The sequence below is a fragment of the Klebsiella sp. LTGPAF-6F genome (assembly GCF_001753185.1).
GTDB classification, from domain to species: domain Bacteria; phylum Pseudomonadota; class Gammaproteobacteria; order Enterobacterales; family Enterobacteriaceae; genus Klebsiella; species Klebsiella michiganensis.
Genome location: NZ_CP017450.1, coordinates 3,072,019 through 3,093,721 on the forward strand (window position 1 = coordinate 3,072,019; position 21,703 = coordinate 3,093,721).

The following is a 21,703-nucleotide window of genomic DNA, read 5'->3' on the forward strand; positions in this document are numbered from 1 at the left end:
CGCAAAGCCGCGCGCCGGTATTGAACAAAATTGCACAACGTCGGCTAGCGGCTCGCCTGATAGCTGCCTGGGGTCATGGCGAACTGCCTTTGAAACGCGCGGGTCAGATGGCTTTGATCGGCAAAGCCGGCCATGAAGGCGGTATCGGCGGGGGAGTGACCTTCGGCGAGCAGGCGGCGCGCCAGGCGCAGGCGGGCCTGTACCAGATAAGCGTGCGGCGTGATGCCGGTTTCGCGAGCGAAGCCGCGGATCAGCTGAAAGCGGCTGAGGCCGCAGAGGGTAGCAAGCACCTCGAGAGAGATTTTCTCTTCGGGGGCATCATCGAGATATTGCCTGGCCAGCGCGATGGAGGGGGTACCGCTTTTATCAGGCCGCCGTGCGCAGAGATGGTATCGGCTCACCCGCATCAGGCAGAGCAGTAGCGCCTCTTCCACGGCGGTATCCTCGGGGGCGCTGGCGACAATCTCGCTAAACAGCCGCAGCATCAGTCCGCGCAGCTGCGGGTCCTCGACCACCGGGCGCAGGAGAATATCTTCGGCTTTTATCGCCCCCTGAAATTCAGCGGCAACCCGCTCGGGATCGAGATAGATCATCTGCCAGCTGCGCGGGCCATTCAGCGGGATACCGTCGTGCATCTCCCCCGGATTAACCATAATGATATTTCCGGCGGCGGCCTCAATTTTGCCCAGATGGCTCCACGAACGCTGCGCGCCCTGAGTGAAAATCCCGATGCCGAACTGGTCGTGGGCATGGCGCGGAAAACTCTGTTCCGTGACTAACGACATGGCTTCCAGTCCCGGCATGGCGAGCCGGTGCTGCTGAACGTGATGAAGGCGAGTTTTCAACGGTTTCTCCTGCCGGGGCATAGCATGAGTGTAGCCTCAGGCACGCGGGACGAGCAACGGTCCACCGGCGCTTGAATTTCATCAACGCAGAACATAACATTTAGCTAACATTTTGCCTGCTGCGCTGCCAGCAGATTGCGCAAACAGTGGATGATAATGGATATTAAACAGCTTAAGTACCTGATTGCGCTCGACAGAACACGACATTTCGGCCAGGCCGCGGCGGCCTGCCATATCACCCAGCCCACGCTATCGATGCGTATCCGCAATCTTGAAGAAGAACTTAATCTGACGCTGATTCAGCGCGGGCAGAGGTTTGAAGGGTTTACCCCAGAGGGCGAGCGTATTCTGGCCTGGGCGCGAGCGCTGCTGGCGGCGCACGACGGGCTGGAGGCGGAGGCGGCTATCTGTCGCGGGCAGATGGTCGGCCAGCTAAGAGTCGGGATGGTGCCTTTAGCCAGCCTGAATCCGATGCAGCTGATCAAGCCGCTGGCGGATACATACCCGGAGCTGCAGTTCAGTCTGCTGTCCATGACCTCGGAACAGATTATCGACGGCGTTAGCCGCAACCAGCTGGATCTGGGGATCTGCTATCTGCACCACGTCGATAGCCAACTGTTCAACGTGGTCTGGCTGCCGAATACCCGCATGGGGCTGCTGCACGATAGGCGTCATTATCAGTTTGCCGACGCGACGCCTGAGTGGGATACCCTGGCCGCGCTGCCGCTGGGCTTTCTGACCAAGGGCATGTACTACCGTGAATCGATTGAGATGAGCTTTAAGGCCAAGGGGCTGGCGCCAAAATACGTTTTTGAAAGCGACTCCACGTTTCAGATCATCCAGGCGGTGCAGGCCGGGATCTGCTGCGCGATTATGCCGCTGAACAACGGCCTCGAAGCGCTAAGCGATAATCTGGAAATCAGGCCGATCCCCGAGACGGAGGTCGACTCGATGCTGGCGCTGATCATGCGCAACAAAGAGCCAGTGTCGTCGCTGGCGGAAAAATGCTTCGCCGATGCGCAGGTGATTTTTAGCGAACGCCAGTCGGCTGACGGCGCTTAGCTGGCCATCTGCGACTGGATAAATTCAAGCCAGACGCGCGTTCTGGCGGGCATAAAGTGGCGCTCCCGATAGAGGGCGGAGAGCTGTAACGGCGCCGGCGGCAGCTCCAGCGTGACTTCCTGGAGTTCACCGCGATCGATAAACGGGCGGCAGGGTTTCTCCCCCAGAATAGCGAAGCCAACGCCGGCAAGCGCGGCATGCAGCGCCATTTCGCCGCTGTTGACGCGATAGTGCCCGTTGACGTTAACCTTTTTAAAGCTACCGTCCGCCGCGGCAAATTGCCAGGCTTGCCCCGCGAGGGCGCTGACGGTGGTAATGCAGGGCTGCGCGGTTAATTGCTCGCTGTGTGTCGGCATACCCGTTCTGGCAATCAGCTGCGGAGAAGCGACCACGCAGCAGGGAAACGAAAAGAGCGGGCGCGCAATGACGCTGGCGTCTTCCATTTTGCCGCGGGTGATAATCACCGCAATATCCACATCCTCTTTTAACACCTCCGTTCCCGCCAGATTCGTGGTACAGCTGACGATTATTTTTGGATAGCGCATGGCAAATTGCGCCATCAGCGGCGCAAACAGCGAGGGGCCAATTTCGTTCGGAAGACACAAGCGTAGCGGCCCTTCGGGTTCGGCCTGCTGCTGCGTCAGTTCAGCTTCCGTAGCGGCAAGTTGCTCCAGCACCGGTCGCATACTGGCGAGCAGCGTCTGACCGGCAGGGGTCAGCTTCATGTGCCGGGTACTGCGCTGTATCAGGCGCAGCTGAAGGCTCTCCTCAAGCTGCGAAATCTGTCGGCTCACGTTCGATGAGGGCATCTGCAGCGCTTTTGCTCCGGCGCGAAAGGAGCCATTTTCCGCCACGGTGACGAACACCCGCAGGGCGTTGAGATCCAATTTTTTCACTCTCGATTATCCCGATTTTGATAATTAACAACGTCATTTTTACCGTCTTATGCCCGGTTTTGCCAGACGCTAGACTCTCCGCATTACATAGTCAGGAGTCTTACATGCCCGGATATCTGGTACGAATAACGTTGATCATGGCCTTTGTTCAATTCATCAACGCCCTCGAATATATGATTTTTAATCCCTTATTTACCTGGATGGCGCCGACGTTTCAGGTGCCGGTAAGCCAGGCGGGTTACGTCACCGGCGTTTATACGCTGGCTTCCGTCATTGCTGGGGTAAGCGTCTGGCGATGGGTCGGTAACGTTAAACCGCGGCGCTTTTTGCTCTGCAATATGGCCCTGTTGGGGGGATTAACGATGATGACGCTGACCACCACCCGGTTTGACGGATTGTTGTTCTGGCGTTTTCTTGCCGGTCTGGTTGGCGGGACCACAATGGGCGTGGGCAGCAGTCTGTTAATCAACATTATGCCGCCGCACCTGCGCCCGCGGGCATTGGCCTCCACGATTGCCGCATTCTCGCTGGTCAGTATTGTCGGTATGCCGACGATGCTATTTCTCAGTGCAAAAATCGGCTGGCAGATAGCCCCCGCGACGATCGGCGGACTCTGCTTAATCGCGTTACCGCTGATAAAACTGGCGCTGCCGGAGCAACCCATCGAGGCGAGCCGTCAGGCGGGTTTGCGCTGGTCGTCATCGGTGCTGTTTTACGCCTCCGGCAACGCGCTCGCGCAGTTCAGTCCGATGTTAATCATTCCGCTGCTGGTACCGTTACTGACGGTGAAAATGGGGGCCAGCGGCGATGAATTGCCGTGGCTCTTTTTCGGCGGAGGCGCGGCCGGACTATGCGCAACTAAACTCACCGGCAAGCTATGCCAGCATTACAGCGGCTACCGCATCAGCCTGCTGGCCAGTCTGCTATTTATACTGAGCCTGAGCATCGCTTTTACCTGCAACCGCGGCGGCGCACTGTTTATGGTGCTGTTTCTGGCCGCCGCCTACTGTCGTCTGGTGGCCTCATCGGCTGTGGCAATGCGTTTTCCAGCGGATAGCGCCAGGTCCGGGTTTACGCTTTTACAGAATACCCTGATGTCATTAAGTACGGCGGCGGCCTTTCTGCTTTCATCGTGGGTGCTCTCGGTTGACGGCAACGGCGAGCGGGCGATGCAGGGGATATTGCTGCTCTGCGCCCTGAGCGCATTGCCGCTGCCGTGGCTGCTGCGGGTTCAGGAGAAAAGATTAGCCACGCGCGCCGCCGGCTAGCCCGGCGGCGGCTACCGTCAAATATTCTCCAGGCTGATCCCGCGGGTTTTCGGACCAAAGATGCCCACCGACAGCATCACCATCAGCATACTGGCGACGATAAAGCTAATCACGCCTGGGGTACCGGCGTATTGCAAAATAATGCCGATCAAAATGCTGGTGATCGCCGTCGACAGCCGGCTGAAGGAGTAGCAGAAGCCGACCGCCCGCGCGCGAATATGGGTCGGGAAAACTTCGGCCTGGTAGGCGTGATAGCTAATGGTCAGCCAGGCGTTTGACCAGGTGATCATAAACCCGCAGATCACCAGCAGCACCGGGCTGTTCTGCAGGGCAAACAGGGTGCCAAACACCACCGTCATCAGCGCGGAAAGCACAATTTGCCATTTGTTTTCAAAACGATGAACGAAGCGGGTGCAGAACAGACAGCCAATCGGATAGGCGAGGGTAATAAAGAACGCGTACAGCAGGCTGTGGGTGATGCTCGCCCCCTGGCCGGAAAGCAGGGCCGGTAGCCAGTTGCCGAAGCCAAAGAAGCCGATGGCCTGGAAGAAGTTCATTACCATCAGCATGATCGTACGTTTGCGGTACTGCGGCGCCCAGATCGCTTTAAAGCTTCCCAGCCTGCGCGGGTTATCCTGCGTCTCAACCTGGTGGCGCGGCGAGGGAGAAACGCCGCAGCGCTGTTCCATTTCGCACATCACCTTATGGGCTTCCTCGTGGCGGCCTTTTTCATCCAGCCAGCGCGCCGACTCCGGCAGCTTCTTGCGGATAACCCAGATAATCAGCGAACAGAGCGCGCCGAAGATAATCACCCAGCGCCAGCCGGTCAGGCCGAAAAGGGTAATCGGCACCAGCAGCCACGACATCAGCGCCACGGCGGGGACCGATAAAAACTGAATAAAGAAGGCGAAAGCGAAGGCTTTATTGCGCAGATGCGTCGGCACCCATTCGCTTAAATAGGTGTCGATGGTCACCAGCTCAATGCCGAGACCGACGCCGACCAGAAAGCGGCAGAAGATAACCCCTTCAGCGCTGCTTTGCAGGGCCATCATCAGCGAAAATACGCCGTACCAGGCGAGGGCAAACATAAACGTCAGGCGGCGGCCCAGTTTATCCGCCAGCGGCGCAAGCAGGCTGGCGCCAATAAACAGCCCCATAAAGGTGGACGACGCGAAGGCGGCCTGGTCGGAGATACCGAAGATACCTTGCTCGCCGGTATGGAAAATATCCTCTGCCAGCAGCCCGGTGCTGATATAGCCGGTCTGAAAAAGATCGTACAGCTCGAAGAAGCCGCCCAGCGCCAGGAGGGTGATAAAAGACCACAGGCCAACGGAGGCGGGCAGCGCATCGATGCGAGCGGTCAGGCTGGAGTGGGGATGTCCTGGGGAGGCGAACGCGGCGTCGCCCAGAACCTGGGTGGTAGACATATTATTATTTTCCTCAGATAAAATGTTTGCCTGCTAATGTTATTTGATTGTTAATGGTTTTAAATTTTTAATCGCATCGGGGGAGAGAGATTTGCAGAATAAAATAATGCCAATGTGGTTTGGCTGGCGTTGTATGCTGGTTTTCGCCTGTGGCCCGGCCGCGGAGTGAAGGAATTCACCATCGGGCCGCAAAGTTTGACCTGAAATAAATTTAAGATAACGAGAGATTGTTGCGCTCAGGTTATTCACCTACATTCAAAGCGAGTACTCCCACTCAGGAAAATAATCATGTCTAGCAAGAAAATTTTACAAGCAGCGCTGGCGGCGGCGCTTTCGCTGTCAATGATGGCCACGCCGGTTTTCGCCAACCCGGGTAATGGCAACGGCGGCGGTAATCATGGTAATAGCGGTAACCATGGCAATAACGGTAACAACGGTAACAAGGGCAATAGCGGTAAAAACAACGTTGATAAGGGCAACCAGGGTCATAAAGAAGGAAACCCGGGGCAGAGAAAAAACTACGGCAAACCCGATAATGTCTCTGCCGATATCAGCTTCTCCAGAGCGCGATCGCTGGCGGTAAACTACGGTTTAACCGGCTATCAGTCGCTGCCGCCGGGAATCGCCAAAAATCTGGCTCGCGGTAAACCCTTACCTCCGGGAATTGCGAAAAAAGCGGTTCCGGCATCGATGCTCAACGAACTGCCTTACTATCCTGGCTATGAATGGCGCGTGGTGGGCCAGGATTTAGTGCTGATCGCGCTGAGTACGGCGATCGTGACGTCGATAATTAATGGCGTCTTTGACTAGTGAATTAACCCCGGTTCGCGCCGGGGTTAATCCTGACGGGCAGGCTTAGCGCATTAAGGTCATTCTAAACAAATCGTCACTAAAGCGAGATTTTAACTTTACTCAAATAATTGAATGACTATAATGAGCACAAATTCACACAGGAGAAATATGTTGGACAGTCACCCTTACTTAAACATCAAGGCAAGCTGACGCTATTTTTTCTGCGCTGCTTGCCAACCGGCGGGCAGCAATCTCCTCATCCAGACGATTGCATCCCATAAAAAATAACGCAGCATGGCTGCGAGGATAATCGTCATGTTCATGTTTAAAAATACATTATTCCCTCCACCGTCAACGCGACGTTAATCGCCTCTCTGGCGACAATTTGTCGTGTGCTTAATAAAGCACGTAGTTAATTCTTCCAGCAAAAATGGAGGAAGCTATGTTGATGTTTCCTTATATCGCAAATTTACTCGCCGCGATGCTGTTGGGCGCGCTGATTGGCGCCGAAAGACAGTGGCGTCAGCGGATGGCTGGCCTGCGCACCAATGCGCTGGTCGCCACCGGCGCGGCGGTTTTTATTCTGAGCTCGATCTCCACATCGCCGGATAGTCCGGGACGTATTGCCGCGCAGGTGGTTTCCGGAATTGGTTTTCTCGGCGCCGGGGTCATCATGCGGGAAGGCATGAACGTGCGCGGCCTGAATACCGCGGCAACCCTGTGGTGCTCTGCGGCGATTGGCGTCCTGTGTGGCTTAGGCCAGTTCTGGCAAGCGGCGGCGGCAACGCTGATCATCCTGTGCGCCAATATTCTACTGCGCGAAGCGGCGCAGAGAATTAATCAGATCCCCGGCGCGACAGAAGAAGAAAAATGCTACGTCCTGAATATTATCTGTCATAGCGAACATGAAAACGCGATTCGTCAGCTATTGCTTAATATCAGTAAAGAGATGACGCTCAGCTTGCAGGGGCTGGTGTCGATAGCAGCAAAAGAACAAGGACATAAAGAAATCCGCATCGAACTGGTTGGTAATACCGACTCCCGCAAAGCGCGAGATCTTATTATGTCAAGAATTGGCGGTGACGAAAACATTACGTCAGTGCGCTGGTGCGTCGAGGGGAGTTAGCCTCCCTGATATTCTACTCTGGCAATGATTTGTCTAAGGAGGGAATGATGGATATTCCCAGGCAATTAAAGTAATAAGCGTTTAATAACGTAAAAATGAATTATGCATAAGTCAATTATGCAGGGATAACGACGTCTTAAATTTGAGGAATAATCATGACTGACATGAAAATAGAAAACCGGAAAATAAACCGGTCTGCGTCAGAAAATGATAAGCAGCATAAAAAAAGCTTCGCCATTGAAACCGAGGCATTTAACAGCCCGGATCATACGCTGGCGCGGCTCAACAGCAGCCGTCAGGGGCTCACCACCGAAGATGCCCTTGAACGGCTGAATGAATATGGCCGCAATGAAGTCGCGCACGAGCAGGCGCCGCCGGCGCTAATCCAGCTTTTGCAGGCATTCAATAACCCGTTTATCTATGTCCTGATGGCGCTGGCCGCCGTCAGCTTCGTGACCGATTACTGGCTACCGCTGCGTAACGGCGAAGAGACCGATCTGACCGGGATTATTATTATCGTCACGATGGTCAGCCTGAGCGGGTTATTGCGTTTCTGGCAGGAGTTTCGCACCAACAAAGCGGCGCAGGCGCTGAAATCCATGGTTCGCACCACGGCGACGGTGCTGCGTCGCGGTCCTGGTAACATGGGGCCGGCGCAGGAGGAGATTGCCATTGAGGAACTGGTGCCCGGTGACATCATCTTCCTGGCGGCGGGGGATCTGGTTCCGGCGGATGTCCGCCTGCTGGAGTCCCGGGATCTGTTCGTTAGCCAGTCGATACTTAGCGGCGAATCGCTACCGGTGGAAAAGTATGATGTTCTGGCCAGCGTGTCCGGCAAAGGGTGCGACAGGCTTCCCGAACCGAACAAAGATAAAAGCCTGCTGGAGATGGGCAATATCTGTCTGATGGGCACCAACGTGACCAGCGGCAGGGCGCAGGCGGTGGTGGTGGCCACCGGAAACCGCACCTGGTTTGGTTCGCTGGCGAAGTCCATTGTCGGTACGCGCACCCAGACGGCGTTCGACCGTGGGGTAAACAGCGTCAGCTGGCTGCTGATCCGTTTTATGCTGGTGATGGTGCCGATTGTGCTGCTGATTAACGGCTTCAGCAAAGGAGACTGGGTTGAGGCATCGCTGTTTGCCCTGGCGGTCGCGGTGGGCCTGACGCCGGAAATGCTGCCGATGATCGTCAGCTCAAACCTGGCGAAAGGCGCTATCGCCATGTCGCGGCGCAAAGTGATCGTCAAGCGGCTGAACGCCATTCAGAACTTTGGCGCCATGGACGTGCTGTGCACCGATAAAACCGGCACGCTGACGCAGGACAATATCATTCTTGAGCATCATCTTGACGTCAGCGGCAGCGAGAGCGACCGGGTGCTGACGATGGCGTGGCTCAACAGCAGCAGCCAGAGCGGGGCGCGCAACCTGATGGACCGGGCGGTGCTGCGCTTTGGCGAGGGGCGGATTGCGCCAGCGACCAAAGAGCGCTTCGTAAAGCTTGATGAACTGCCGTTTGATTTTGTCCGCCGTCGGGTCTCGGTGTCGGTGGAAGATGTCCGCCACGGCGAAAAAAGCCTGATCTGCAAAGGCGCGGTCGAAGAGATGCTGATGGTGGCCACGCATCTGCGCGAAGGCGACCGCGTGGTTGCGCTGGATGAAACCCGCCGCGATCTGCTGTTAGCCAAAACGCAGGATTACAACGCCCAGGGTTTCCGCGTGCTGCTGGTCGCGACCCGCAAGCTGGATGACTCCGCCCTGACAACCCCGCTGTGCGCCGCGGATGAGCAGGGGCTGACGGTCGAAGGGATGCTGACCTTCCTCGATCCGCCGAAGGAGAGCGCGGGAAAAGCGATTACCGCGCTGCGCGATAACGGCGTGGCGGTCAAAGTGTTGACCGGCGATAACCCGGTGGTCACGGCGCGTATTTGCCTGGAAGTGGGGATTGATGCCCACGGTATCCTGACCGGCGCACAGATTGAAGCGATGACGGATAACGAACTGCAGCGCGAAGTGGAAACGCGTTCGGTATTCGCCAAACTGACGCCGCTGCAGAAGTCGCGCATCCTGAAAACGCTGCAGAAAAACGGCCACACCGTCGGCTTCCTCGGCGATGGCATCAACGATGCGCCGGCGCTGCGCGATGCGGACGTCGGAATTTCGGTCGACAGCGCGGCGGATATCGCCAAAGAGGCATCCGATATCATCCTGCTGGAAAAGGATTTGATGGTGCTGGAAGAAGGGGTGATCAAAGGGCGTGAGACCTTTGGCAATATCATTAAGTACCTGAATATGACCGCCAGCTCTAACTTCGGCAACGTCTTCTCGGTACTGGTGGCCAGCGCGTTTATTCCGTTTCTGCCGATGCTGGCGATTCATCTGCTGATCCAGAACCTGATGTACGATCTCTCTCAGCTCTCGCTGCCGTGGGACAAGATGGATAAGGAATTCTTGCGTAAGCCGCGCAAGTGGGATGCGAAAAATATCGGCCGGTTTATGCTGTGGATTGGCCCGACGTCGTCCATTTTTGATATCACCACCTTCGCGCTGATGTGGTACGTGTTTGCGGCGAATCACGTCGAAGCCCAGGCGCTGTTCCAGTCCGGGTGGTTTATTGAAGGGCTGCTGTCGCAAACGCTGGTGGTGCATATGCTGAGAACGCAGAAAATTCCGTTTATCCAGAGTCGGGCGACGTTGCCGGTGCTGCTCACCACCGCGGTCATTATGGCGATGGGCATCTACATTCCGTTCTCGCCGCTGGGGGCGATGGTCGGGCTGGAGCCGCTGCCGCTGAGCTACTTCCCGTGGCTGATCGCGACGCTGCTCAGCTACTGCCTGGTCGCGCAGGGCATGAAGCGTTTCTATATCAAACGCTTTGGTCAGTGGTTCTGATGATAAGGAGGCGCAGAGATGAATCGTTCTCCGGACACCCTCATCGCGCTGATATTTTTCCTGGTGGGTCTGCTGGTGCTGTTGCTGGCTATCTGGCAAATCCTGTTCTGAAAAAGGGGGCGCGATGCGCAGAGGATCGCTGGATAAAGTCTTTATTCAGGTGGCGATTATTGCGGCCATCATTATTCTGCTGACAATCTGGATTAGATAAGAGGAGCCCGGGCCATTGGCCCGGGTTTAGCATTTCTGCTGGGGAAAGGATTACAGATCGAAGCGGTCGAGGTTCATCACCTTGGTCCATGCGGCAACGAAGTCATTCACGAACTTCTGCCGCGCATCGCTGCAGGCATACACTTCAGCCAGGGCGCGCAGGACGGAGTTGGAGCCAAACACCAGGTCAACGCGGGTCGCGGTATATTTCTCTTCGCCGCTCTTACGGTCGCGGCCGATAAACAGCTCAGCGTGCTCGTCAGCGGCTTTCCAGACGGTCCCCATATCGAGCAGGTTAGCGAAGAAATCATTGCTCAACACCCCCACGCGGTCGGTAAACACCCCGTGTCGGCTGCCGTCGAAGTTCGCGCCCAGCACGCGCAGACCGCCCACCAGTACCGTCATTTCCGGTGCCGTCAGCGTTAACTGCTGCGCTTTATCAATCAGCAGCGTTTCGGTGGAGATGCCGCCGCCAACGCGACGATAGTTGCGGAAACCATCGGCCAGCGGCTGCAGCAGATCCATCGCTTCCACATCGGTCTGATCCTGACGCGCATCGACGCGGCCAGGGGCGAAGGGAACGCTAACCTGAACGCCCGCCGCCGCGGCAGCCTGCTCAATGCCCACCACGCCGGCCAGAACGATAATATCGGCCAGCGACGCTTTACCGGATGCCTGCTGAATCCCCTGCAGGGTCGGCAGCACGCGGGACGCGATGGCGTTTACCGGCCAGGATTTCTGCGGTTCCAGCGCCAGACGCGCGCCGTTGGCGCCGCCGCGTTTATCGCCGCCGCGGAAGGTGGAGGCCGATGCCCAGGCAACGGAAACCAGCTCGCTGACCGAGAGGCCGGCGTCGGCAATGGCGGTTTTCAGCGTCGCGATATCCTCTGCGGTTGGGGTGTGGACCGCCGCCGGTAGCGGATCTTGCCAGATCAGATCTTCTTTCGGCACTTCCGGGCCCATGTAGCGGGACTTCGGCCCCATATCGCGGTGGATAAGTTTAAACCACGCGCGGGCAAAGGCTTCGTTAAAGGCCTGCGGGTCGTTAAGGAAGCGGCGGGAAATCTTGTCGAACTCCGGGTCGAAGCGCAGCGTCAGGTCGGTGACCAGCATGGTCGGCTTGCGTTTTTTCTCCGGATTAAACGGGTCAGGGATGATCTCCGGCGCATCTTTCGCTTCGAACTGAATCGCGCCTGCCGGGCTGCGGGTTTGCACCCACTCATATTTGTACAGGTTTTCGAAGAAGTAGTTGCTCCACTGGGTCGGCGTTTGCGTCCAGACTACTTCCAGACCGGAGGTGATCGCGTCGGCGCCCGCGCCGCTGCCGTAGCTGTTCGCCCAGCCGAGTCCCTGCGCTTCAATCGGCGCCGCTTCCGGCTCTGCGCCAACGTGGCTGGTCACCGCGGAACCGTGGGTTTTGCCCAGCGTATGACCGCCGGCGATCAGCGCGACGATCTCTTCATCATTCATTGCCATATTGCCGAAGGTCGCGCGAATCGCGGAGGCGGCGGAGAGCGGGTCGCCGCTGGCGTTGGGGCCTTCAGGGTTGACGTAAATCAGCCCCATTTCAGTCGCGCCAATGGCCTGCTGATTCAGGCTTTCCGGATGACGATGGGCCAGCCATTCGGTTTCGTTACCCCAGTCGACGTCCAGATCCGGTTCCCAAACGTCTTCACGACCGGCACCGAAGCCAAACGTACGGAAACCGGCATTTTCCAGCGCCACGTTGCCTGCCAGCATATAGAGGTCGGCCCAGGAGATTTTTTGCCCGTATTTTTGTTTTACCGGCCACAGCAGGCGACGGGCTTTGTCGAGGCTGACGTTATCCGGCCAGGAGTTGAGCGGTGCGAAACGCTGCTGACCGCGGCCCGCGCCGCCGCGCCCGTCAACGGTACGATAGGTACCGGCGCCGTGCCACGCCATACGAATAAACAGCCCGATATAGCTACCCCAGTCCGCTGGCCACCACTCCTGAGAATCGGTGAGCAGGGCGCGCAGATCGGCCTTCAGGGCCGAGTAGTCGAGCTTCTTAAACTCTTCGCGGTAGTTAAAGTGTTCGCCCAGCGGGTTTGAACGATTGGAGTGCTGATTCAGCAGATCCACCCGTAGTTGATTTGGCCACCAGTCGCGGTTGCCGGTGCCACCGCCCGCGCTCTGGGTGGGCGTCGCCGTCTCGGCGTGGAAAGGGCATTTCCCTGCCGACGGGGTATTCGAAGGATCGTTTGACGTGCTCATATCAGGCTCCGTTTGCTTTTGTGAATGCCATTACGATATACACTGCTACCAATAAGCGATATTTGAATGAGTCTACGGATTTAATAGTTATTTCCGTTCAATGCCTTTGTAAAAACCGAACATATATCATTGTTCAATGATTGATTGTTCAGTATTGACTCAACCACAATAGTCGTAACATACGCGTAAAGGAATCGTTAAGACATCATCCCCGCCAGCGAAGAGCGATTGTTTGAGTTACGACAATTTTAGTGCGTAAAACGGCTTAGCGCTGCCAGTATAAAGGCGTACCAAAAACGTCGATAAAATAGTCAATTACCGCACGTACGTTTAACGAAGGATGGCGGGCGTGAGGGTAGATCGCCGACACCGGCGAGGGGCTGCTGCCGATCGCCGCGCTGTAGTGAGGCATCAGCTGAACCAGCCTTCCAGCCCCCATGGCTTCATTGACCATCCAGTCGGGAAAGAGCACCACCCCCATGCCTCCCAGCGCAGCGGTCAGCAGCGCATCGGCGTTATTTGATGCCAGCCGCGGCGTTTGCGGATAGTGAACCCATTCTCCCTCCCCGAGGCGGAACAGCCAGCGGTTAGGTCCATTTGAACCGCTGTAGACCAGCGTGCTGTGATGGCGAAGATCTTCCGGTTTCTCCGGCGTGCCGCAGCGCTGCAGATAGTCCGGAGCCGCAACCAGATAGTGATGCTGCATACCCAGTACTCTGGCATGAACGCTGGAGTCCGGCAGGCTGCCGATGCGGAAAATCAGGTCGGTCGCTTCGCGGTGCGGATCGATAAAGTCATCGGTCAGCGCCAGCGCAATTTGCATCTGTGGATAGCGCTGCGTCAGCCCCGGCAGCCACGGCGCGATATGGCGCTGGCCAAAATAGACCGGGGCGTTGATCCGCACCAGTCCACCCGGCTCAAGACGACGGTCCTGCAGGTCGCGCCTGGCAACGCTGAACCGTTCGCCGAGCCCTCTGGCATGTTCGGCAAACAGGCGTCCCGCTTCGGTGGGAACCACCGCCCGGGTATTACGATAAAAGAGCTGCTGGCCGAGCGCATCCTCAAGCTGGTGAATGACGCGCGACACCATCGAGGGCGAAACGCCTTCCCGCCTCGCCACCACGGAGAAACTCTGGCTGTCATAGACGGCGATAAACAGCTGTAGCGCCCGAAAATTCACATTACCCGCATCGCTCATTAATGCAATATCCGCAAAAGTGTTTCCCTGATTGTATCGTTTTTCACATTACTTCGCTGCTTTATGCTCTGCCACCCAATCAATAATCGGATATCAACGATGCAGTTATTACTTATTTTTCTTGTGATTGCCGGCGGCATGGGGTTATCCGTGGAAGCCGGACTACTCGGGCCGCTTGCCGGTCAGGTAGGGGACCTGTGGGCCACATTCAGCATTTTTAGCGTCGGGAGCGCGCTAACCTTTCTGCTGATGCTGCTGTTTGGCCCCAGGCAGGGCCCCTCGTTCTTCTCCTTACCGGGCTGGCAGCTTACCGGGGGCGTACTGGGGCCCATTTACGTCGTCATCTTAACCATCGCCGTACCGGTTATCGGTATCGCCATGACGATGATCGGCATTCTGGCCGGTCAGGTATGCAAAAGCCTGCTGATTGACCATTACGGCCTGTTTGGTTCGGCAAAACGTAAAATCGATGGACGGCGGGTTATCGCGCTGCTGTTTATCATCGTCGCCCTGATTCTGATCGCCACAAGCTGAGGAGTTAACATGAGTAGCATAATGATTTTGCTGGCGCTGGTCGGCGGCGCGATGCTGAGTATGCAGGCGGCGATTAACGGCCGTTTGGGCAGCCAGGTGGGCGTATTTCGTAGCGCGTTTCTCACGTTTGCGGTGGGCGCTTTGATCACGGCGCTGCTGATTTTTTATTTTGCCCCCCATCAGTCGACAACGCTGCTGGATGTGCCGAAATGGCAGCTGCTGGGCGCATTTTGCGGGGTTCCCTATATCGTAATTATGGTGGTGGCGGTGCAGCGTATCGGTACCGCGACGGCCACGGTGGCGGTGATTTTTGGCCAACTGGCCATGAGTCTGCTGATCGATAATTTTGGCTGGCTGGGTAACGACGCCATTGCCTTTTCAGCGGGGCGGCTGGGGGCCATCGTCTGTCTGGGGCTGGCGCTGTTCTTTATTTACCGCTCCAGCGCGGCGGCAAAAGCTGAAGATAAGGAGAGTTAGCCCACCTGTTCAGGTGAGTTGTCGCGCATCGCCAACCGCGGTCATACTGTTCGTCACCCTGTGACTGGCGCTTTAGACAGGTTACTGTCGGGGAGCATGGGTATCGCCGCCGCGCGCCTGGGCATCACATCACTTTACCGGAGATACGCTATGCCTGAGATACCGTCGCTGCTGACCTTCGCGCTTGTTGCCCTTGGCCTGGTATTGACCCCGGGGCCGAATATGATCTATCTGATTTCACGCTCGATTTGCCAGGGAAGAAGGGCCGGACTGGTCTCCCTCGGCGGGGTAGCGCTGGGGTTTGTGTTTTATATGCTGTGCGCCGCGTTCGGTATTACCGCACTGATCTTCGCCGTTCCCTACGCTTACGACGCGTTGCGCATCAGCGGCGTGGTCTATCTGCTTTATCTGGCCTGGCAGGCGGTGAAGCCCGGCGGGCGCTCGGTCTTTGCGGTGCGCGACCTGCCTGCCGATAGCGGCCGTAAGCTGTTTATGATGGGCTTTATTACTAACCTGGCGAACCCTAAAATCGCCATCATGTATCTCTCCCTGCTGCCGCAGTTTATCTCGCCCGGACACGGCAGCATCCTTGCGCAGTCGCTGGTGCTGGGAGGGACGCAGGCGCTCATTAGCGTAGCGGTTAATGCGCTGATTGTGGTGATGGCCGGGCAGGTGTCGCTGTTTCTCGCGGGGCGCCCGTTATGGCAGCAGTTTCAGCGCTGGCTGATGGCGACGGTGCTGGCGGGGATGGCGGTGAAAATTGCCTTCGAGGCGCGGAAGTAATCGCTGCGCCCGGCGGCGCTACGCTGCCGGGCGCAAGGAATGGCTTTAGGCCCCTGGCCCTATCAGCTGTGAGCGGATCGTCGCCTCCGGCATCATCTCCAGCAGGCCGTTGCTCAGCATCTCTCCCGCCTCCTGCAGCGCGCTAAGCGGCATTTCCGGCAGGCTTTCAAGAATAAACCACATCCGCGGACTCTCCACGCTCAGACGAGTGCGTACTCCCTGTCGCCAGTTCCAGCGTCGGCAGGTCACGCCGCGATCGTCGCCCCAGACCACTTCTCCCGCGTCGGGATATTCGTGAACGATCTGCCCCTCTTTGACGGTATCGAACGGTTCGCTGCCGTCCGCGAGCTTGAGGTGCGGGGCGCCAACGTAAGCCGCCAGGTTTTCGCCGCCGACCGGCACGGCGTAGCGCAGGCTCACCGCATTATAGAGATCGACGATGGGATCGATCGCAGCCATCTCGCCATCGCGCAGCACCCGCCGGCGCAAGGCTTCCGCCGAGCAGGGCGTCCGCTTGGGTTTTGCGCCAAAGGCGCGGAATACCTCGTTCCAGGCCTGCAGATGCGCCTCCGCCCACTGCGGCTCGCCGGCGATAACCGCCTGGCAGGCGGAGCGGAGCGCATCGGACCCGACCAGGGGGGCGCGTACGGCGGCGGAAACGACATCAATGCTCAGGGCGCGAAAGCCGGGGGCCAGCGCGGAGACCTGCGGGCTGATTGACGGTAATACGCTATTCATTGGATAATCCTGTAACGACCATTTTAAAGCATAATATCGACCGATGACCAATAAAGTCAATATAACGACCGACGCGGGCGCCGATGCCGCCATGATTAATGAAGCCGTTGCGGCGCGCATTAAGCGCTACCGGGCGGAAAAGAAGATCTCCCTGGATGAGCTGTCGCGACGCGCGGGCGTCAGCAAAGGTATGCTGGTAGACATTGAAGCCTGCAGGGCCAATCCCAGCATTGCGCTGTTGTGCCGTCTGGCCTCGGCGCTGGGCGTTTCCGTGGCCGATTTTGTCAATGTCGCCACCGCGCCGCCGGTAAAGGTGATTGCAGAAGGCGAGATTCCCACGCTGTGGCAGGGCGAGCAGGGCGGCAAGGCGCGGCTCCTTGCTGGTACCAGCGGTCCGGATATGGTTGAGCTTTGGCAGTGGAGCCTCAATCCGGGAGAAAGGTTCACATCGCCGGGGCACGGGGAGGGGACGACTGAGCTGCTTTTCGTGACCGAGGGCGCCTTAACCCTGACGGTTAACGACGGGGTCTATCTGATTCGAGAGGGGGATTCCGCCGTCGCGCGTACCGACGCCCCGCATAGCTACGCTAACGCCGGGGATAAGATCGCGCGATTCACCATGACGGTGAGCGAAAAAGCGCGCTAGCAAGCGTTTCCCGGCGAGCGGCTATCGTCCCGACCGCTCGCCGCCTTCACGCCATACGCACCAAATCCATGCAATGCCCCATCATCACTCCCCATTTTTGGGAGCCGCGGCGGCGCCTGCCGTCGTAGGGCTGATTTTACGCGCGCTGCGCGCCTGGCATAGACCTTGCACACTCCTGTTCAGAAGGCAGCGCAACAGACAATTGAGATAACACAATAGCTGGCTAGGGTTCCGGTTCACTCAGGTGAACGTCTGGTCCGAGAGCTGGCGACCTCTGCGAGGTTACACGGCGGGACAAAAGCCCGGGAGACAGCAGCACCGTTGGGTGTCGCGCTGCCCCCGTTTCTCGTGCTAACCAGAGGTCCACCATGAAGACACCGCCGATCCTCCGCTCTCTTATCCTGTCGCTGGCGCTGCTGGCCAGCGTCCCCTCGTTTGCCGCCGTCAAAAAAGAGTTCAACATCTGCTGGACTATCTATGCCGGATGGATGCCCTGGGGCACCATCAGCAACGAAAAGATCATCGATAAATGGGCCAGCAAATACGGCATCAAAATCAATATCGTTCAGCTGAACGACTACATCGAATCCATTAACCAGTACACCGCGGGCCAGTTTGACGGTTGCACCATGACCAACATGGATGCCCTGACCATTCCGGCGGCGGGGGGCGTTGATACCACGGCGCTCATTACCGGCAGCTACTCCGACGGCAACGACGGCGTGGTGCTGAAGGGGGCGGATAAAAAGCTCAGCGATCTGAAAGGCATGGCGGTGTATCTCCCGGAGCTTTCGGTATCGCACTATCTGCTGGTTCGCGGTCTGGAAAAAGCCGGGCTGCAGGAAAAAGACGTCAAAGTGGTCAATACCTCGGATGCGGATATCGTCTCGGCTTTTGGCACCAGCGGCGTACGCGCGGCGGTGGCCTGGAATCCGCAGCTTTCGGTTATCAAAAAGACGCCGCAAACCACGGAGGTCTTTAGCTCTTCGCAGGTTCCCGGCGAGCTGATCGACATGATGGTGGTGAATACTCAGACTCTGAAAGATAACCCGGCGCTGGGTAAAGCCCTGACCGGCGCCTGGTTCGAGATGATGGCCAAAATGCAGGCCGGAGACACGCAGGCGCTAAGCGCAATGGCCGCCGATTCCGGCACCGACCTCGCGGGCTACCGGGCGCAGCTCAAAACAACCCATCTCTTCTGGACGCCTGCCGATACCCTGACGTTTATCTCCTCGCCGGCGCTGGCAAAAACCATGCAGCGGGTGGCGCAGTTCTCTTTTGATAAAGGGCTGCTGGGAGAGGGGGCGCAGAGCGCTGACTTTATCGGCATGACCTTCCCCGGCGGCGTCACCGTCGGCGATACCGCCAACAGCAAACTGCGCTTTGACGACAGCTATCTGAAGCTGGCGGCGGCGGGGCAGCTGTAATGATTGACCTTGGGAGTCCACGCCATGCGCCACATTAACCGCTATCCCCGGCAGGGTATGCGTCTGACGCTGATGCTATTGCCCTTCGTCCTGATGATCGCCGCCTGGTTTATCGGTTCGGCGGTGCGGCTGGAAGCCAACCCGCAGGATAAGCTGCTGCCCGGCCTGTCGCAGATGATCGCGGCCATCGATCGGATGGCCTTCACCCCGGATAAACGCAGCGGCGAGTATCTGCTGTGGGCCGACACGCTGATTAGTATGAGCCGCCTGCTGATTGGTCTGGCGCTCTCGTCGCTGATTGGCCTGGGCATCGGCATCGCCGCCGGCGTGTTCCCGATGTACCGCGCGGCGCTGTCGCCGCTGATGACCGTGGTGTCGATGATCCCGCCGCTGGCGATCCTACCGGTGCTGTTTATCGTCTTCGGCCTGGATGAGCTATCAAAAGTGATGCTTATCGTTATTGGCATTACGCCGATGCTGGCGCGCGACCTTGAACAGCGGGCGCGGGAAATCCCGGCGGAGCTGTTTATCAAAGCGCAAACCCTCGGCGCCAATAGCTGGACGGTGGTGCTGCGGGTAGTGCTGCCGCAGCTGCTGTCGCGGCTGATAACCTCCCTGCGCCTGCTGCTGGGCTCCGCATGGCTGTTTTTGATCTCCGCCGAGGCCATTTCCGCCACCGCCGGTCTCGGCTATCGCATATTCCTCGTCCGCCGCTATATGGCGATGGACGTGATTATTCCTTACGTCATCTGGATAACCCTGCTGGCGTGGCTGATGGATCTGGCTCTGCGCCAGCTGCACAAAGCCTGTTTCCCGTGGGCGGAAGGAGGCCGGGCATGAGCTTTATCGACATCAAAAATATCTGGCAGGAGTACGGCGACCACGTGGTGCTGGAGCGCATCAATTTGCAGGTGAAAGAGGGCGAGTTCTGTTCGATGGTCGGCGCGTCCGGCTGCGGAAAGTCGACGTTTTTACGCCTGCTGCTCGGCCAGGAAAAGCCGACTCGCGGGGAAATCACCCTCGACGGCCAGCCGCTGGCGGCGGAGCCGGACCGCAGCCGCGGCGTGGTGTTTCAGCGTTATTCGGTTTTCCCGCACCTCAACGTGCTGGATAACGTCGCCATTGGCCTCGAACTCCCGGCGTCACCGCTGTTTGGCCGGCTGTTTGCCGGCAGGAAACGCGACGCGCGCGAACGGGCGCAGCGGATGCTGGAGAAAGTCGGGCTGGGGCACGCGCTGAATAAATATCCGGCGCAGCTCTCCGGCGGGATGCAGCAGCGGCTGGCGATCGCCCAGGCTTTCGTCATGCAGCCGCGCGTACTGCTGCTTGATGAACCCTTCGGCGCGCTGGATCCCGGTATTCGCAAGGATATGCACGGGCTGCTGCTCCAGCTGTGGAGCGAAACGCGGATGACGGTTTTTATGGTCACCCACGACCTCGCGGAGGGCTTCAACCTTGGCACCCGGCTGCTGGTTTTCGACAAAGTGCGCATCGATCCGCAGGCGCCCAACGCCTGGGGTGCGCGCGTTACCTACGATATTCCGCTCAATGAAGCGCGGATGTCGCAGATGACCACCGGCAGCGACAATAACGTTTACGCATTAAGGAGATAGTTTGATGACCGCACTTTTTCACTCATCCCCCAGCCTGCGCGAAGAGCGGCTACCCGGCGGGGCGCACACCTCATTGATTTTGCGCAAAGGGCAGATCCTGCGCCTGACCGATATCGACGGCGGGGCCAACGTCAGCATGATGATGCTGAATCCCCATGAGAAGAGTGAGCGCCTGAATCTGCCGGATACCCTCAAGGGCCAGCACACCGCGCGCCTGACCGCCGGGCACTGTTTCTACTCCGATATGGGGCGCGTTCTGGCCGGGATTGTTGCCGACAGCTGCGGCTGGCACGACCCGTTCGGCGGCATACTCAACGCCAACGAGACGCGTGAAAAATATGGCGCAGGACGCTACCAGGAGCTGCGCAACGGCTTCTACCGCAACGGCGTCGATAACCTGCTGGTTGAAATGGGTAAATGGGATCTGGGCCTGGAGGATCTGCTGATGGTGGTTAACTTCTTCAGCAAAGTCACGGTCGATGAGGATGGCCGTTTTCAGTTTATTTCCGCCAACAGCCGCGCCGGAGATTACGTTGAGCTGTTTGCGCCGATGGATGTCCTCATGGTGCTGACCGCGCTGCCGCATCCTCAGGACCCTGCCGCTGAGTACGCTCCGCGGCCGATCCAGCTGAGCTGGTACCAGGCTGACGATGCGCAGGCGGCCGCGGAAGCGCTCTTTACCCGCGATGAAAACCAGCGCGCGTTCCTCAACACCCAACTTTTTGCCCTGTAAGGAGGCTGCGATGACCCTGATCGCCAGTAACCGTCGTCCCGAAGATGCCGTCTATCGCCATGTGATCCCGGCAGGGGAACCCTGGCTGTTTGAGGTACAAAAAGGGCAAACCCTGCGCCTGCTTGACCTCGAAGGCAACCAGGCCATTGATACCCTGTTTTACAACGCCGATAACCCCCGAGAACGCTACGATCCGCAGCGCACGCTGCGCCGCCAGGGCAATGCCTACCTGACTACCGGCAGCGTACTCTATTCCAATCTGGGCAATCCGCTGCTGACCATCGTTGCCGACACCTGCGGTCGCCACGATACCCTCGGCGGCGCCTGTGCCCAGGAGAGCAACACCGTGCGCTACGCCCAGGATAAACGCTATATGCACAGCTGTCGGGATAATTTCCTCTGCGCCTGCCTGCACGATGGCCGCCTGCATAAGCGCGATATCGGCGCCAACATTAACTTTTTTATGAACGTCCCGGTGACGCCGGAAGGCGGTCTGACCTTTGAGGACGGGATATCGGCGGCGGGGAAATACGTTGAGCTGCGCGCCGAGTGCAACGCCGTGGTGCTGATTTCCAACTGTCCGCAGTTAAATAATCCCTGCAATGGCTGGAACCCCACGCCCGCCGAGGTGCTGGTATGGAACTGACCCGCTGGCAGCGCTGGCGTCTGCTGGCCTTTCGGCTCTTCGCCGTCCGCGCCGACCGCCTGAACAGTACGCCGACGCGCAAACCTTAAGCGCCGGTTCACCCCGGGGACGACCTCAGGGGAACATCGACTTTTTGCGGGACGACCCGCGACCCTGTGA

At 58.2% G+C, this 21,703-nt stretch carries 22 protein-coding genes and 2 riboswitches; of the genes, 16 read left to right on the top strand and 6 right to left on the bottom strand.

Annotated elements, in window-relative coordinates; translation table 11 throughout:
- Positions 1–44 precede the first annotated feature (44 nt).
- Positions 45–845 (bottom strand): AraC family transcriptional regulator, encoded by an 801-nt coding sequence (locus tag BJF97_RS14400; RefSeq protein WP_032695028.1) that lies wholly within the window; start codon positions 843–845, stop codon positions 45–47.
- Between the two features lie 156 nt (positions 846–1,001).
- Between BJF97_RS14400 and BJF97_RS14405 the strand changes: the two genes are divergently transcribed.
- The gene (locus tag BJF97_RS14405) at positions 1,002–1,907 is read left to right on the top strand and encodes a LysR family transcriptional regulator (RefSeq protein WP_032695027.1); all 906 of its coding nucleotides are present in this window, start codon (positions 1,002–1,004) and stop codon (positions 1,905–1,907) included.
- Here BJF97_RS14405 and BJF97_RS14410 read toward each other — a convergent pair.
- Positions 1,904–2,803 carry a LysR family transcriptional regulator gene (locus BJF97_RS14410; protein WP_014229306.1) on the bottom strand — a complete coding sequence of 300 codons (900 nt, stop codon included), beginning with the start codon at positions 2,801–2,803 and terminating at the stop codon, positions 1,904–1,906. The genes BJF97_RS14405 and BJF97_RS14410 overlap by 4 nt on opposite strands.
- A 104-nt stretch (positions 2,804–2,907) precedes the next feature.
- Here BJF97_RS14410 and BJF97_RS14415 point away from each other — a divergent pair, with 104 nt between their 5' ends.
- Complete coding sequence (locus BJF97_RS14415) at positions 2,908–4,071, top strand: MFS transporter (protein ID WP_032695026.1); 1,164 nt, start codon at positions 2,908–2,910, stop codon at positions 4,069–4,071.
- A gap of 17 nt (positions 4,072–4,088) precedes the next feature.
- Here the strand turns inward: BJF97_RS14415 and BJF97_RS14420 are convergent, their stop codons facing one another.
- Positions 4,089–5,498, bottom strand: a complete 1,410-nt coding sequence (locus tag BJF97_RS14420) for an MFS transporter (protein ID WP_009652270.1) — start codon at positions 5,496–5,498, stop codon at positions 4,089–4,091.
- 288 nt (positions 5,499–5,786) lie between these two features.
- Between BJF97_RS14420 and BJF97_RS14425 the strand changes: the two genes are divergently transcribed.
- The 5 genes from BJF97_RS14425 (at position 5,787) to mgtU (ending at position 10,515) form a co-directional block, all read left to right on the top strand.
- Positions 5,787–6,308 carry an anti-virulence regulator CigR family protein gene (locus BJF97_RS14425; RefSeq protein ID WP_032695025.1) on the top strand — a complete coding sequence of 174 codons (522 nt, stop codon included), beginning with the start codon at positions 5,787–5,789 and terminating at the stop codon, positions 6,306–6,308.
- A gap of 412 nt (positions 6,309–6,720) precedes the next feature.
- Positions 6,721–7,416, top strand: a complete 696-nt coding sequence (locus BJF97_RS14430; protein ID WP_025108277.1) for an MgtC family protein — start codon at positions 6,721–6,723, stop codon at positions 7,414–7,416.
- 155 nt (positions 7,417–7,571) lie between these two features.
- The gene (mgtA, locus tag BJF97_RS14435) at positions 7,572–10,304 is read left to right on the top strand and encodes a magnesium-translocating P-type ATPase (protein ID WP_032695024.1); all 2,733 of its coding nucleotides are present in this window, start codon (positions 7,572–7,574) and stop codon (positions 10,302–10,304) included.
- Positions 10,305–10,322: 18 nt separating this feature from the next.
- A complete protein-coding gene (mgtR, locus tag BJF97_RS34170; RefSeq protein ID WP_014229313.1) occupies positions 10,323–10,415 on the top strand; it encodes a protein MgtR in 93 nt (30 codons plus the stop codon).
- Between the two features lie 13 nt (positions 10,416–10,428).
- Complete coding sequence (gene mgtU / locus BJF97_RS35420; RefSeq protein WP_251009858.1) at positions 10,429–10,515, top strand: magnesium transporter protection protein MgtU; 87 nt, start codon at positions 10,429–10,431, stop codon at positions 10,513–10,515.
- 50 nt (positions 10,516–10,565) lie between these two features.
- Here mgtU and katG read toward each other — a convergent pair whose 3' ends face one another.
- Both katG and BJF97_RS14445 read right to left on the bottom strand, forming a co-directional pair.
- On the bottom strand, positions 10,566–12,749 hold the full coding sequence (gene katG / locus BJF97_RS14440) for a catalase/peroxidase HPI (protein ID WP_032695023.1): 2,184 nt from the start codon (positions 12,747–12,749) through the stop codon (positions 10,566–10,568).
- Positions 12,750–13,014: 265 nt separating this feature from the next.
- Complete coding sequence (locus BJF97_RS14445; protein WP_032695022.1) at positions 13,015–13,947, bottom strand: LysR family transcriptional regulator; 933 nt, start codon at positions 13,945–13,947, stop codon at positions 13,015–13,017.
- Between the two features lie 99 nt (positions 13,948–14,046).
- Here BJF97_RS14445 and BJF97_RS14450 point away from each other — a divergent pair, with 99 nt between their 5' ends.
- The 3 genes from BJF97_RS14450 to BJF97_RS14460 all read left to right on the top strand — a co-directional run bounded on the left by BJF97_RS14450 (position 14,047) and on the right by BJF97_RS14460 (position 15,741).
- A complete protein-coding gene (locus BJF97_RS14450; RefSeq protein ID WP_004850792.1) occupies positions 14,047–14,481 on the top strand; it encodes a DMT family transporter in 435 nt (144 codons plus the stop codon).
- A 9-nt stretch (positions 14,482–14,490) separates the two neighbouring features.
- Positions 14,491–14,958, top strand: coding sequence for a DMT family transporter (locus BJF97_RS14455; protein WP_025108281.1), 468 nt, complete (start codon positions 14,491–14,493; stop codon positions 14,956–14,958).
- 50 nt (positions 14,959–15,008) lie between these two features.
- Positions 15,009–15,088, top strand: a riboswitch (ZMP/ZTP riboswitch).
- 20 nt (positions 15,089–15,108) lie between these two features.
- On the top strand, positions 15,109–15,741 hold the full coding sequence (locus BJF97_RS14460) for a LysE family translocator (RefSeq protein WP_014229317.1): 633 nt from the start codon (positions 15,109–15,111) through the stop codon (positions 15,739–15,741).
- A gap of 45 nt (positions 15,742–15,786) precedes the next feature.
- On the opposite strand, the gene BJF97_RS14465 is transcribed toward BJF97_RS14460, so the two are convergent.
- Entirely contained in the window at positions 15,787–16,479 is a 693-nt protein-coding gene (locus tag BJF97_RS14465) for a B3/B4 domain-containing protein (RefSeq protein WP_014229318.1), read from the bottom strand.
- A 43-nt stretch (positions 16,480–16,522) separates the two neighbouring features.
- On the opposite strand from BJF97_RS14465, the gene BJF97_RS14470 reads away from it, so the two are divergent.
- From BJF97_RS14470 to BJF97_RS14495, 6 genes are all read left to right on the top strand, one after another.
- Entirely contained in the window at positions 16,523–17,125 is a 603-nt protein-coding gene (locus tag BJF97_RS14470; RefSeq protein ID WP_032695021.1) for a helix-turn-helix domain-containing protein, read from the top strand.
- 212 nt (positions 17,126–17,337) lie between these two features.
- A riboswitch (guanidine-I (ykkC/yxkD leader) is annotated at positions 17,338–17,436 on the top strand.
- A gap of 57 nt (positions 17,437–17,493) precedes the next feature.
- Entirely contained in the window at positions 17,494–18,552 is a 1,059-nt protein-coding gene (locus tag BJF97_RS14475; protein ID WP_014838452.1) for a putative urea ABC transporter substrate-binding protein, read from the top strand.
- A gap of 24 nt (positions 18,553–18,576) precedes the next feature.
- Complete coding sequence (locus BJF97_RS14480) at positions 18,577–19,392, top strand: ABC transporter permease (protein ID WP_009652192.1); 816 nt, start codon at positions 18,577–18,579, stop codon at positions 19,390–19,392.
- Positions 19,389–20,165, top strand: a complete 777-nt coding sequence (locus tag BJF97_RS14485) for an ABC transporter ATP-binding protein (RefSeq protein ID WP_014838454.1) — start codon at positions 19,389–19,391, stop codon at positions 20,163–20,165. Before BJF97_RS14480 ends, BJF97_RS14485 begins: the two co-directional genes overlap by 4 nt.
- 4 nt (positions 20,166–20,169) lie before the next feature.
- A complete protein-coding gene (locus tag BJF97_RS14490; protein WP_032695020.1) occupies positions 20,170–20,898 on the top strand; it encodes an urea amidolyase associated protein UAAP1 in 729 nt (242 codons plus the stop codon).
- A 10-nt stretch (positions 20,899–20,908) separates the two neighbouring features.
- Positions 20,909–21,544 (top strand): urea amidolyase associated protein UAAP2, encoded by a 636-nt coding sequence (locus tag BJF97_RS14495; protein ID WP_009652130.1) that lies wholly within the window; start codon positions 20,909–20,911, stop codon positions 21,542–21,544.
- The last annotated feature ends 159 nt before the right edge of the window (positions 21,545–21,703 follow it).